Here is a 13,163-nt window from a genome sequence, read left to right as displayed (position 1 = left end):
TATTGAACGATGGCGAATATAGAGCCGCTCAACAGCCCTATTCTCCCGACAATTGATTTTGATAGCGTTACAAGAAACAGAAAGGTTTTATACGGCCAACTTAACTTCACATGCAGTTAGGTCAAGCGGAGCTTCTGAACAATATGGCCAACAACCAGATCGGGACAATCTGACAGATAAAAATGGTCACCTGCGTATTCTTTCAATTGGAACTCACCATTGGTCCACTGCTGCCAACCCCGAGCTTCATCGGTGCTCAACTCAGGATCATCCCGTCCTAGCATCGCGGTGATGGGGCAATCTAAAAGTTGGTCCGAGGACATCTTGCTGGTTTCGATCAATCGATAATCCTGGCGTATAGTGGGAAGCAGCAGGGCTCTTAACTCAGGAATCTCTAATAATTCAGGGGCAGTACCACCAAGTTCAATAAGTTGTTGGCAGAGAGACTCATCACTCAACTGGTGTACGTTTCCACTCTTTTGAAATTGTGGCGCTTCGCGCGCAGAGACAAATATGTGTTCAGGACCGCGCAATTTTTCGCGATACAAGGAGAGAGCCAATTCATGAGCAACTGTAGCTCCCATACTGTGCCCAAATACTGCCCAAGGTTTATCGATGACAGGTTTGATAGCCCTACTTAACAAAGCAATTAAAGTTTGCATATCTGCGGGCATAGCTTCATTACAGCGTTGCTCCCTACCCGGTAAACATACGAGAACCAACTCTATGGAAGCTGGCAATAATTTCGCCCAGGGCCGGTAAAGTGATGCTGAACCACCAGCATGAGGCAAACACAAAAGTCGGATAGCCGCTTTAGGTTGAGGGCGAGGAATCTGTAGCCAAGCGCCGGACATAAATTTATCTCAATAAGAAATTTGAAGCCGTGAATACTAACTGTTAATTCTTAATTTAGAAATCCAAAGAAGATTCAAAAAATCACTCGCCTGCTCCACCCAAACATTTCAGGAGACCAGCATGGAAAATAATTTACTTAATGGTTACACGCCTCACCCAAAGGAACTAGAGGCTTTCTATCAGCAGCAAGGAATTTGGGATAACCAACCTATTTGGGAGCTGATCACGCGTAATGCGAAAAACTTTCCCAACCGATGCGCAGTTCGGGATCTATCGGATCAATTAACTTACACAGAATTGGTTAACGAGGCCGATAGTATTGCCGCAGGCCTGGTGGAACAAGGCTACAAAGCTGGGGAGCGGGCAATACTCCAGTGGAGCAACCAGGTCAGTTTTATTACAGCCCTGCTCGGCTTATTTCGAGCGGGACTGGTTCCTGTACTAGCTTTGCCTGCACATCGCCAAAATGAAATATGCCATTTTGCACAGGTCTCGGGTGCCAGTATCTATATCACTTCAGGAGCGGAAAGTGGTGAAAGCCGTCAAAGCATGACAGAACAAATTGCTTCGCAATCTCCGACCTTGCGAGGCATATACAGCTCTGATGAAAATGACACATTCCCTCCCCTGCCCAGAAGAGAATACCAAGGCTTCACCCCAGTTCCCGTAGACCCCAACGCCCCAGCCTTATTCCTCGTTTCCGGTGGCACTACAGGACTTCCGAAACTTATTCCACGCACCCACAATGACTATCGTTACAACATTACCTGCGCTACCGCCGCTTGTAATTTAGGAAAAGATGAAATCTACCTGGCAGTACTCCCCGCCGCCCATAATTTTCCACTGGGTTGCCCCGGCATTCTGGGCACGCTATCCATGGGTGGGCAGGTAATATTCACCAAAGATGCAAGCCCGGACTACTGCTTCGAGCTGATAGAGCGCTACGGCGTAACCGCCACAGCCCTGGTCCCAGCACTGGCTCAGGTCTGGACTGCAGCGACAGAGTGGGAAGATACTGATTTAAGCTCTCTCCGCTTACTGCAAGTCGGTGGCTCAAAGCTGAGTCCAACTGACGCCAATGCTGCAATAGATGCTTTTCCCGGTGCACTACAGCAGGTATTCGGTATGGCCGAAGGCTTGATATGTTACACCCACTACGAAGATAACGATGAAACCATCACCAATACTCAAGGCAGACCTATGAGCTCCCTCGATACTCTAAAAGTGGTCGATGAGTACGGACAGGAAGTGAAAGCCGGAGAAGAAGGAGAGCTGCTCACTCGCGGCCCCTATACACTGAGAGGCTATTACCGTGCAGAAGAACATAACCGACGCGCTTTTACCCCAGATGGCTTCTATCGCAGCGGGGATCGTGTACGCATTCTGGACAATGGCAATATTGTAGTTACCGGGCGACTCAAAGATGTTGTGAATCGGGGCGGGGAAACATTTGTATGCGACGAAATTGAAGAGCACCTACTCGCCCACCCCAGCATTCAACAAGCAGCTGTTATGCCCTTGCCGGATAAAGTGCTAGGAGAGCAAGTTGGAGCAGCTATTGTATGTGCAGATAATGCGCCCACCCTACAAATGTTACGCAACTTCCTGACCGAAAGAGGCCTAGCCACCTTTAAGCTACCAGAACATCTCAAAGTATTATCTCGCCTTCCAGTTACCCCCGTAGGTAAAATTGATAAGAAGAAGCTTTTGGAGCAAGAAAATCAGCAGGGAGTAGATTAGCCCTAATGCATCACTGAACAATCAATTTCGATTAGTTTAGTGATGCTACTGGCCAAAAAAGGACGTACTTTTTAAATAAACACGAGGGCAAATACTCCATACCGCGCCTAATTATCCGCTCAACCTACCCAGTGGCTATCTCTTAAACCCTGCCGACATGCACTAATAGCGGGTATTGCAGCTACTATCAAAGTACTAACAAGCACTGCCCCCAAAAGCATGATTGTATGTTCGCCCATACTAAATCCATCAAGATAAACTCCAAACTGATCTGCCAACAGCGGCTCAACCAGCCAGACTCCTAATATAAGCCCTGCAACTGCGATTACAGCACCTAAAAGCAAAACCAATAGTGCCTCAGCCTGGATCAATAAAAATAGAAACAATGGGCCCGATCCTATAGTCCTCAGCAATGCTATCTCTGATCTTCGCTCACGCATCGTAGAAAGTAGCAAGATACACAAGCCAAGTAATGCAGCTAAAACAACCATCGCAGAGACAAAAAATAATATCTTTTCAATACCTCCCAGTATCTGCCAGAGCTCCGATAATGCAATGCCCGGCAATATTGCCAATAGAGGCTCCTTGGAGTATTCGTTAATTTTTCTCTGCACCTGGAATGTAGCCATTGGGGAATTAAGCCCCAGCAAAAAGGCAGTAATGTTATCTGGCACCAGATCATCATGCTCCACATCAGCGCCGTGGACCGCTTCCAACCCTGCCAAGCTTACGTACAGAACTCGATCTACTGGAGTACCTGTGGGTTTGAGTATCCCCCTAACAACAAATGAATTTTCATCGTGCTCAGTAAAATGAGTTCCAACCAAGCCGTGCGCTAATGTTAGGGAGTCATCGAGTTGGTAGTCTAGCTCACGAGCAACCTCCGCCCCCAATATCACACTAAAAGCATCGACAAAATTCTGGCCACTTGAAAGCTCCAATGGCCTCTTATTCCGATACCGATAGTGATCGAGAAATCCAGTTGAGGTTCCCACCACTCTATAACCTTGATGTGAATCTCCTAAGGATAGGGGAATAGCCCAATTAACTTGCGTGAGCTGAGCAAATTCCTGGTAACTCTCCCATGAAATACGGTTACTGGCATTCCCGATATGGAATATGCTGTACAGTAATAGATTTAACTGTCCAGTGGGCGCTCCAACAATAAGATCTACCCCTGACACCGTACGACCAAAGCTGCTTTTAGTATGGCTTCGCAACTGCTCGATACCCAACACTAATATCAAACTCACTGCCACAGACAAAACGGCCAGGGATACACTTCCCTTACGCTGCATCAGGCTATGCCAGGCAAGCTTAATAAACATCGGCCAACGCCTCCGGTGCAGTATCCCAATCGGGCCTGAGTTTCCAGGCAATATTTATTTCCCGCATATCCGCAACCAAAGGGAAGTGTCGTTCCAGGGAGCTATCGTGACTGACAAAAACCAGTGTGCATTTCTTTTGCTCACAAGCATTCATCAACAGCTGGACAAATGCATCTCTCGCTTCGGGGTCTAAAGCTGATGTAGGCTCATCAACCAGTAACAATTCCGGTTCATTGATCAATACACGCACAATTGCCACTCTCTGTTGCTGCCCGACACTCAAGTGGACCACTTTCTTGGGTAAAACCTCTTCTCCCAAACACAGCCCCCCTAGCAACTCCCTAACCCTGCCTCGAAAATCGCCCCGGAAACCAGCGAAGTGGGTGGCGACACGAATGTTGTCCTCCACACTCAAATAGGGAATCAGGTTAAATCGCTGAAATACAACTCCAATGTGTTTTGCCCTGAAACGGTCCCGCTTGCGCTCACTCAGTTCACCCAACGATTGGCCTAGAACCTTTTGGCTCCCCGATTTTGTAACCAGAATGCCTGCCAGGAGGTTCAGCAGCGTTGACTTGCCACTACCGGAGCGGCCGCGTAAAAACACCTGCTCCCCCACTGGTAGCGACCAATAGGGGACTTCTAAAACCGCCGGGCCTTTACGATAAGCGAAGCGCAACTGCTCCACCTCAATAGCAAGTTGAGGTCTTGTAGTGAAGGCATTCATCTTGCACCTCATTTGCAGCATGGATTTTTGCAAACAGATATATAATGATATATCACATCATTTTATATAGTAAATAAATCCGAGCCATGAATAGAACTCCCCTTTCGGCAGCCTGCACCCTGACCACCGCACTACTCGCTGCTGCCTGTGACAGTCGAATTGAAACTCGTCCAGTTTCGCCCCCAGTTGCAGAACATACTCAAGTCAAACAAGTAAGTATCAATTATCGAGAAGTCAGCTGGGAAGAGTTAATCCCGAAAGATGACCTGGATGCGTTACTCAACCCACCAGAATACATAGATGATATTGTTGAAGGCTCGGCTGCCGACTCAATGCCTAACACATCAGCTATTACCACTACGACTGAAAATGAAAGCCGTTACCAAGCTGCTTTGACCTCTACCCGAATAAAACCAGAGTTTGACAATCAACAGATACGTATTGCCGGATTTATCGTCCCGATTGAATTCAATGACGAATTAACGATCTCCCGTTTACTTTTTGTGCCCTATTTCGGAGCCTGTATTCATCTGCCACCCCCACCGCCAAACCAGGTTATCCATGGCCGTTTTCCTGAGGGAGTTCAAATTGAGGCTCTGTACGAGCCTTTCTCTATAGAAGGGAAACTAAGAACACTAAAAATGGAGAGTGAGTTCGGTACTGCGGCTTACAGTATGGAAGTGGATAACATTCAACCCTACAAAGAATAACGCCCTCAGTGAGCATTGCTCACTTGAGGACGTTAACTCAACTATAGTCGGCTACTGGCCCATCTCCCGAACCAAGTATCCGGCCCCGTCAATATTCTCCATTACCCAGAGAATATAAGCGATATCGACATGAATCGCCCGGGTACTATCAGTGAAGTCCCAATCAGCATTGATGCTATCGTAGGTTCCGTCAAATACGACTCCCACCAACTCACCGCGACCATTCATTGTCGGAGATCCTGAGTTACCGCCCGTAATATCTACGGTACTTAGGAAATTAACCGGTACTGAATCCAGCTGCTTTTCATAGTAACGGCCATAGTTCTTCTTATCGATCGCTTCCATCAAAGCTTTGGGGGCATCAAAGGGGTCCTCGCCGGTATACTTTGCCTTAATACCACGCAATGTTGTAAAAGGTACAAAGCCTTGTTTACCGTCATTACCATCTGCTGCCTCTTTAATTGTTCCAGCTGGTGGCTCATAGCCTTTAACCAGGCCATAAGTCACGCGAAGAGAGCTATTTGCATCCGGGTAGACCGGCTTACCTAGGGAGTGGTAATAATCTATCAGCATCTCCATATACTGTGGGCGCAATTGGGCGAAACGCCCTTTCATGGATTCCTCATGCTCTTCACGGGCAAGCATATCATCGTACATTGCCACTGCCAGCTGGATAAACGGATCCTTGCTCTCTTTGAAGTCTTCAGGCTTTTTACCGATCCACGCTTCACGTACCTCGACATCGGAAAGCTCTGTTTCCTTATACATTTTGTCGAAAGTTGCCTCTAGGTCAGTATTGCCTTTGCCGATATTCAAGTAACGATCAAAGCTGGCTATACGCTGCTCCTTCGGGAGCGCCTGGTAACGGTCCAGAAAGTAAAGCCAGATCTGTTTGTCGACTAATGGGTGATAGCTGCGCTCTATACGACGCATGCCCTCTTTGAATCGGGTTAGATCCCGTTCCTGATAACCCGGCTTGCGCTCAACATCGGGTTTTTCGTTCTCTTTGGCCAATCGATACAGTTTGCTCGCGGCACCCAGCATGGCTGAACGATCCATATAATCGATGGCCAGGTCCTGTTCACGGGTTGATTCTTTTTCTACAACCAGCGCCTCAAGATCATCGATCGTCGACTGGTATTTTTTCTCGCGGGCCTTGTCTGAATCCACCCAAGCTTGCAAATCTTTTTCCAGCTTTTCTTTACGCTGCAATAGATCACTGCGCTGGTAACCCTCCATCATACCGGTAAAGTTTTTAGAGTAATTATTCAAACCTGCCACGAGGCTTGCATACTTTAACTCTGCATCTTTATTGTCGGCAGTTGCCGCACCAATCGTTTCCGACCATTCACCCAGTACCCGCTGCATGTTTGGGTAATACCAGTTGAAGTTGCTTTCCACTTCCTGGGCAGTGCGATAACGGTTGGTACGCCCCGGATAACCGGCAACCATCACGAAATCACCTTCTTTAGGCCCTTTTGCCGCTACAGGCAAATAGTGCTTGGGCTCGTAAGGGACATTATCTTTGGAATAATCAGCCGGTTTACCATCTTTGCCAACATAGGCGCGGTAGAAAGCGTAATCGCCGGTATGGCGAGGCCACATCCAGTTATCGATATCGCCGCCGAATTTGCCAATCGAAGACGCCGGCGCATGAACCAAGCGCACATCGCGGATTTCCAGCTGCTTAACCAGGTAGTAGTTCAAACCGCCGTAGTAGCTATAGACCTCACAACGATGGCCCGGATCTTTTTCACACTCGGAAACCAGCGCCTTCTCCGCTTCTTCGATAGCGGCAAAACGTGCAGCACCATCCATCTCATCTGTCAGGCGTTCGTTAACCTTGTCCGTTACTTCGTTCATTGCAACGGTGACGTAGACGCGGGAGCCCGGTGCAGCAGGCAGCTCTTCAGACAAATCTCCGGCCAGGAAACCTTCAGCCAGTAAATCCTTGGATTCAGTTGAATTGTATGAAATTGAACCGTAGGCGCAGTGGTGGTTGGTAATCACCAATCCCGTGGGAGAGACAAAGGAAGCGGAACATCCCCCCAGGCTGATCACCGCGTTCATTGGAAATTCGGTAAGCTTGGTCATGCTGGCTGGGTCCAGCTCCAGGCCATGAGTCCGAAGCTCTTTGGACAGCTCAGGCAACTGGTGAGGTTGCCACATGCCTTCAGTCGAAACACTCTCTTTCTCTGCGGCGAGGCTGGCGCAACTCGCTCCAGCAAATAATGCAGCAGTTGCAACCCCGTAAACAATAGAATTATTGATTTTCATATTTACTCAGCAATATTTAAAAAATAACAGGTTAATTTTGGGTACTTCCCAACGCTAACCCTGTCTTTTCCGGTACACCGAAAATTCACTCATAAACACGGCAGGCTGACAGCTTAACACACCCTCCCCGGCTGCAGGCCGGCACGAAACTGCACCCCTAGCTAAATCCTGCCAATCATTGCCATTATTTCCCTGGCTCCTCCACTCAAGTGGGATAAACCATAAATACACAATTGATACATTGTATCATTTTGATCCAATCAAATCTGAGCAAAATGTGAATTACGACGACAGCAAGAAAGAAATCTGCGATAAACGGTTTTGCAGCTAAAAAGAACATCGCCGAATAATCTACTTGCGCCAGGCAGTGGTCAATACGCCTCACCAAGGTTCCCTCCAGCTATCAGAACTCCCGATGAATTCGGTCTTCAAGCTTGATTCACCCCAATGTTGGAGGTTGCCAAGGCCGACCATTCTCAATATGATATGTTATATCATAGCCTGCATTGAGGAGTGGGTAGTCCGAGTGAGGAATTTAGGTATTGCAGCGCCCGCCACAGCAGAGAGCAAAGCAATTAAAGCCTCTGAAAATAGTGTTTATTAGCCGAAGTTACTTAATTGGAGATTAGCTTGAGCCTGACCGACTTTACAGAAAGAAGCCATGAGACACTTATCACACAAACTCCAAGTGCTGAACTGGCTCCGAAAGAGGAAGGACTGTCAGATGCATACCTGCCAAATACCCGTCGGGCCGTATCTGCAGATAATGGAGAAGTATTAGCAGATATTTTCCAAGCTGATATCAATATGGCCATCTGGCAACGGGAACTGCCCAGTAGCATAGCCAGTGATTGCCGTACCCTCTTAAATAGTGGTGTACACCCCAACCGCAGGATTCTATTACCTACCGCCAAGATCGAGCGCCTCGGTGAAGCATTGCCAGAGCTTGCTCCCTACCCGCACTTGTGTGCTGATATCCAGCTACTGGCAGATATGTTCAGTTACCTATTTGAGCTAAGTGGAGTCGGTATTCGTTTAACAACCCTGAACGGAGCAATGTGCCCCAAGTTTCATGTAGATCGGGTGCCCTGCCGATTGATTACGACATATTTAGGTACGGGTACAGAGTGGCTGGCACCAGACTCTATTCACCCAAATACGCTCGACTTAAAGGCTAACCAGGAATTCCCTCCAACTTCCATCAATCACCTGGCATGCGGCTCGGTTGCCCTTCTCAAAGGCGAACTCTGGGAGGGCAATGAAGGGGCCGGTCTAATCCACCGCTCGCCGAGTGTCGAGCCCGGCCAACTGCGACTGCTACTCACTTTCGATTTCGGGTCCGCCGACGAGTGAGGAGCGCTTACTGGGACGTAAAACTCTTATTAGGAATAACCCATGAAATTTACCGCGAACCTTTTCGCACTGATGACTCTTTCAAACTTGGCCCATGGAATTTCCGGACAGGTATTAGATACTTCCGGAGAGCCCATCTATGGCGCCAGTATTGAAGTCGCGGGAAGTCGACTACAGACCCAAACAGATGCCCAGGGCCGATTTTCACTTGAGGTGAATACTTCGCAACTCCGCGAAATCCACATCAATGCCCCAGGGCACAGCCACAAAACAATAGTTTTACAAGCCGGTCAGGATGAGCCCCTCAAGGTTACCCTGCAACACACGGTTATCGAACAAATCGATGTAACAGCCACACCATTACATGCCTCCACTATTGAGTCGGCACAACCTGTAACCGTAGTCGCTGGCGAAGAGCTGCGTCGAAAACAAGCCTCCACTCTGGGAGAAACCCTCAAAAATGAAGTGGGAGTTCATTCCAGCTACTTTGGGCCAGTAGCCAGTAGTCCAATCATCCGGGGGCTCAACGGCCCCCGTGTTCTGATTACCCAAAATGGACTCGACAGCGCTGATGCCTCCCGAGTTGGCCCAGATCATATCGTCGCCACAGAGACAATTACCGCAGAGCAGATAGAAATCCTGCGAGGCCCTGCCACCCTGTTTTATGGGTCCGGAGCCATCGGTGGTGTAGTCAATGTGGTAGACGAGAGAATACCCACCTCTGGTGAAAACAGGACTGCTTATTCGCTGGGAAGCAATACTGTTGCAAATGAGCGCGAAGCTTCACTGGCTCATACCGGCGGTAATGACCAGCTGGCATACCACGTGGACAGTTTCTGGCGCAAAGGTGACGACTATGAAATTCCCACCTCGGGCGACCATGACGAACATTCCAGAGGAGTATTAGAGAACAGCGATTCAGAAAGCAACGGGTTCAATATTGGTGGCAACTGGTTTTTAGATAATGGATCTATCGGCCTTGCCTATGGACGCCTGGAGCGAGTTAATGGTATTCCCGGGCACGGTCACTCTGATGAACACGAAGATGATGAATCAGAGCATCATGATGAACATGAAGAAGAAGTAGTTTCTGATTTGAAACAGGACCGATGGCAGTTGGTCAGTGAACTGTCTCTGGACAACATATGGTTGAGCGGTCTGGACACCAGAATTGGATACACAGACTACGAACATTCTGAAATCGAAAACGACGCTGTCGGTACAACATTCAGCAATCAGACACTTCAAGCTCGGGTCAACCTATTACTGCAAGAAAGGGCCGGATGGCGCGGCGCAATAACCCTGGAGAGCAAAACTACAGATTTTGAAGCGATAGGTGAAGAGGCCTTCACCCCGCCGAGCACAACAGAAAGCTCAGCAATTGGGCTGATACAAGAAAAGCACACGGGTGAATTCCTATGGCAATTAGGGGCCCGTATCGAAAGAGTCACGGTTGAAGCTGCCGATGATGAATGGGAAGGAGAAAATCTCGATAAACTGGCTTTCACGCCCTATAGCGTTTCTGCTGGCTTGGTCTGGGATATCGCCGCCAATTACAATGCCGGGATCTCTTTTACCCACGCACAACGGGCCCCCAGCGCCGCTGAACTTTTCTCGTATGGCCCCCATATCGGCACCAGTAGCTTCGAAGTCGGCGCGCTTTTTAAACTAAATGATGACACAGAAGAACCCTATTTTTACTATGAAAACAATGTTGATGAAGAGGTATCCAACAACATTGACCTGAGCTTTCGCAGGCATTCAGGAAATATCGGCTGGGTACTGAACTTATTCTACAACCAGATAGATAATTTCTACTACGAACGCAATACGGGCTACACCAGCGAAGACTTTGAAGAACACGATCACGAAGAAGAAGAGAGTCATGATCATGGCGAACTGCCGGTTTATGTTTTCGATCAAGCGGATTCGACACTCTACGGTCTAGAAGCTGAATTTGCCTGGCAATTATCCAAGCCTCTCACACTGACATTGTGGGGAGATACTGTTCGTGGAAAGCTGGATAACGGAGGTAATTTGCCTCGTATCCCACCCATGCGACTGGGCGGCATGCTAAATTATAGCTCCAATGGGTGGGATGCAGGGATTGAGATTACGCACGCGTTTAAGCAAACCAAAGTCGCAGAACTGGAAACTACCACCGCTGCTTACACACTTTTGAGTACTGAGCTTGCGTACACTTTTCTAGGAAATCCGCACAACCTTACAGTCTACCTAAAGGGTAATAACCTAACTGACAAGTTAGCCTATGTGCATTCATCCTTCCTGAAAGAACTTGCTCCACTCCCCGGGAGGAACTTTAGTCTTGGATTGCGGGGCATGTTTTAATTAAGGGAAGCTCTAGTCAGTCAAAAAAAACCATCGGCAATGATTATTACCGGTGGTTTTTCTTTTATATGAGTAGTACTCAATAAGTACTGAGAAATATTCTAGCGTTTCTATAAATTCACCCATAGGACGTGCAGTTACCAAAAGTCTAATTAGGAATTAACATGACTCAGCCAATAGTACCCGAAGATTTTAATGCTTGGCTGCATTGTATTACGATAGAATGCGGTATTGAGCTAACACCAGGCTTTGTTGATGAACGTATCAGCGCACTCCAAGATAAGAATAACTACCATACCCGTAACTTTGTTCTCTTATATGGGCAAGAGCACCACCAGAAAGTCCTCAACTGGTTTAAGCAAGTGCGTGAAAAAATATAATCTAGCACCTATCAACACTTTTGGCCTATCTGCGAAAAATGAAAATCTGACAAAGAATATAAAAATCAATCCAACTTATCAAAATGAAGAAAATGTAAAGATTTTTTAGTCATATATCACCACCATATAAAATTTAGATATCCATCCACCTCTTTATTTAGCGACAGCCTGTGGACCATTTTTAATGCTCCGGCAGTGCCATGACGCGACTTAGCTTTCGCGCATCTAGAGTCAGGAATGTTCCTGAAGGGGTTTGTTAGTAAATAGAAGGAGCCAGGTTAATATACCTGGAAAAACTATGTTTTTGCTCCGCTTGAGCCTCTATTTAAACAATTTTCTTATTGTGTCAACCTTTGATTTGCGGGGAGAAGTGCCCTAAATAGATATGAAAGAAAAATACAATAGGACTATTCCACTCACTGACAAGCGGAGATCCCGGAATTTTCCGTTTTTCTTTAGATGTTTATGTTGCGTTAACAATCGCTCAGTAGATATTCAATCTGGTTGGCTCGGGCAATAATCTGATTGTCGAGGCAAATGGGAGTCTTTCGCAGATACGTATCCGTCTAAATGCTGATTTAGGAGGCACCAGACTTGAAGAGATACATCTGGCCATAGACATAAAACATCTATTTTTGCAGATATATACGAGTAGCAAATCAATTTAACGATCAACGGACCGTATAGAAAAAATCGAATATCATTTTTAACGATTGGCTGAAGCCGTGGAAAGGCTCAGAATGATACAGGAATCACTTTTAAATCTCAGGGGGCCTTCCCACACAGTATTTAGCGGGCATTTCATCTAAATCAACTGCCTTCATAAGCTGTCTACTTGCCTCAAGATAGGACTCTGCAGTTGCACCTGACCAATAACCCGTATCACAAGTCAGAGAAACACAATCCCCTCCAAAAGTTACAAAAGGCTTATCACGTACAATCTTGCATGTGCATATGGCCTTGAGCGGATTCATTGGGTCGACAATACAAGGCTGATCCAGGCAATCTGTCCACGGTTTACCCTCGGGGCAGGAAAGTACAGGCTTAGTAGGAGCCTGAGCGAAAGAAAATGTCGACAAGGCTTTTTTAACGCCGTTTGAGTTGGTCGCAGGTATCCGGGTTTTACATTCTGATAACCCAAAGTTCAATCCTTTGTTAACATCACACCTACATATTGCATTTGAATCCGGATTCCTGGGGTCTGGAATACAGGGGGCAGATGTGCATAAGACATACTCATTACTGCAAATGATACCCTTGCCACTTTTGATGGAATTAAGATTGTCTTCTTCAGCTGACGTTTCAAATCTCACAAAGACAAGGGCAATCAAAACCACTGTGAGTAAAAATGAATGCTTCGTCATGAGTGTCTCCCTTGGAATTTAAAAGTCGAATTGAATATAAACTGATATTTCCCATTTGAAGATATACTTTTGTAGCGCTC

The 13,163-nt window shown here is 47.1% G+C and carries 10 protein-coding genes; 5 read left to right on the top strand and 5 right to left on the bottom strand.

Features of this window, described 5'->3' with window-relative positions:
* Positions 1-116 precede the first annotated feature (116 nt).
* On the bottom strand, positions 117-854 hold the full coding sequence (locus ABWV76_RS04865) for a thioesterase II family protein (protein WP_353375384.1): 738 nt from the start codon (positions 852-854) through the stop codon (positions 117-119).
* Positions 855-975: 121 nt separating this feature from the next.
* On the opposite strand from ABWV76_RS04865, the gene ABWV76_RS04860 reads away from it, so the two are divergent.
* Positions 976-2,595, top strand: a complete 1,620-nt coding sequence (locus ABWV76_RS04860) for a (2,3-dihydroxybenzoyl)adenylate synthase (protein WP_353375383.1) — start codon at positions 976-978, stop codon at positions 2,593-2,595.
* 119 nt (positions 2,596-2,714) lie between these two features.
* On the opposite strand, the gene ABWV76_RS04855 is transcribed toward ABWV76_RS04860, so the two are convergent.
* Positions 2,715-3,923 carry an ABC transporter permease gene (locus tag ABWV76_RS04855; protein WP_353375382.1) on the bottom strand — a complete coding sequence of 403 codons (1,209 nt, stop codon included), beginning with the start codon at positions 3,921-3,923 and terminating at the stop codon, positions 2,715-2,717.
* Positions 3,913-4,650, bottom strand: a complete 738-nt coding sequence (locus ABWV76_RS04850) for an ABC transporter ATP-binding protein (RefSeq protein ID WP_353375381.1) — start codon at positions 4,648-4,650, stop codon at positions 3,913-3,915. The genes ABWV76_RS04855 and ABWV76_RS04850 overlap by 11 nt, the downstream gene beginning before the upstream one ends.
* 86 nt (positions 4,651-4,736) lie before the next feature.
* Between ABWV76_RS04850 and ABWV76_RS04845 the strand changes: the two genes are divergently transcribed.
* The gene (locus ABWV76_RS04845) at positions 4,737-5,360 is read left to right on the top strand and encodes a DUF3299 domain-containing protein (RefSeq protein WP_353375380.1); all 624 of its coding nucleotides are present in this window, start codon (positions 4,737-4,739) and stop codon (positions 5,358-5,360) included.
* A 51-nt stretch (positions 5,361-5,411) separates the two neighbouring features.
* Here the strand turns inward: ABWV76_RS04845 and ABWV76_RS04840 are convergent, their stop codons facing one another.
* Positions 5,412-7,637 carry a S46 family peptidase gene (locus tag ABWV76_RS04840; RefSeq protein ID WP_353375379.1) on the bottom strand — a complete coding sequence of 742 codons (2,226 nt, stop codon included), beginning with the start codon at positions 7,635-7,637 and terminating at the stop codon, positions 5,412-5,414.
* Between the two features lie 630 nt (positions 7,638-8,267).
* Here ABWV76_RS04840 and ABWV76_RS04835 point away from each other — a divergent pair.
* From ABWV76_RS04835 to ABWV76_RS04825, 3 genes are all read left to right on the top strand, one after another.
* Complete coding sequence (locus ABWV76_RS04835; protein WP_353375378.1) at positions 8,268-8,990, top strand: DUF1826 domain-containing protein; 723 nt, start codon at positions 8,268-8,270, stop codon at positions 8,988-8,990.
* A gap of 42 nt (positions 8,991-9,032) precedes the next feature.
* Positions 9,033-11,339 (top strand): TonB-dependent receptor, encoded by a 2,307-nt coding sequence (locus tag ABWV76_RS04830; protein WP_353375377.1) that lies wholly within the window; start codon positions 9,033-9,035, stop codon positions 11,337-11,339.
* A gap of 164 nt (positions 11,340-11,503) precedes the next feature.
* Complete coding sequence (locus ABWV76_RS04825; RefSeq protein WP_282950661.1) at positions 11,504-11,719, top strand: PD-(D/E)XK nuclease superfamily protein; 216 nt, start codon at positions 11,504-11,506, stop codon at positions 11,717-11,719.
* 758 nt (positions 11,720-12,477) lie between these two features.
* Here the strand turns inward: ABWV76_RS04825 and ABWV76_RS04820 are convergent.
* The gene (locus ABWV76_RS04820) at positions 12,478-13,083 is read right to left on the bottom strand and encodes a hypothetical protein (protein ID WP_282950662.1); all 606 of its coding nucleotides are present in this window, start codon (positions 13,081-13,083) and stop codon (positions 12,478-12,480) included.
* Between the last annotated feature and the right edge of the window lie 80 nt (positions 13,084-13,163).

Source organism: Microbulbifer sp. NBRC 101763 (genome assembly GCF_040371615.1).
GTDB lineage: Bacteria > Pseudomonadota > Gammaproteobacteria > Pseudomonadales > Cellvibrionaceae > Microbulbifer > Microbulbifer variabilis.
Note: the sequence above shows the minus strand (reverse complement) of the source record. Positions and strands in the feature narration are given on the sequence as shown.

Coding starts and splice junctions, on each gene's coding strand:
- ABWV76_RS04820 (WP_282950662.1), bottom strand. CDS start 13,083: ATGACGAAGCATTCATTTTTACTCACAGTGGTTTTGATTGCCCTTGTC.
- ABWV76_RS04840 (WP_353375379.1), bottom strand. CDS start 7,637: ATGAAAATCAATAATTCTATTGTTTACGGGGTTGCAACTGCTGCATTA.
- ABWV76_RS04860 (WP_353375383.1), top strand. CDS start 976: ATGGAAAATAATTTACTTAATGGTTACACGCCTCACCCAAAGGAACTA.
- ABWV76_RS04825 (WP_282950661.1), top strand. CDS start 11,504: ATGACTCAGCCAATAGTACCCGAAGATTTTAATGCTTGGCTGCATTGT.
- ABWV76_RS04830 (WP_353375377.1), top strand. CDS start 9,033: ATGAAATTTACCGCGAACCTTTTCGCACTGATGACTCTTTCAAACTTG.
- ABWV76_RS04855 (WP_353375382.1), bottom strand. CDS start 3,923: ATGTTTATTAAGCTTGCCTGGCATAGCCTGATGCAGCGTAAGGGAAGT.
- ABWV76_RS04850 (WP_353375381.1), bottom strand. CDS start 4,650: ATGAATGCCTTCACTACAAGACCTCAACTTGCTATTGAGGTGGAGCAG.
- ABWV76_RS04845 (WP_353375380.1), top strand. CDS start 4,737: ATGAATAGAACTCCCCTTTCGGCAGCCTGCACCCTGACCACCGCACTA.
- ABWV76_RS04865 (WP_353375384.1), bottom strand. CDS start 854: ATGTCCGGCGCTTGGCTACAGATTCCTCGCCCTCAACCTAAAGCGGCT.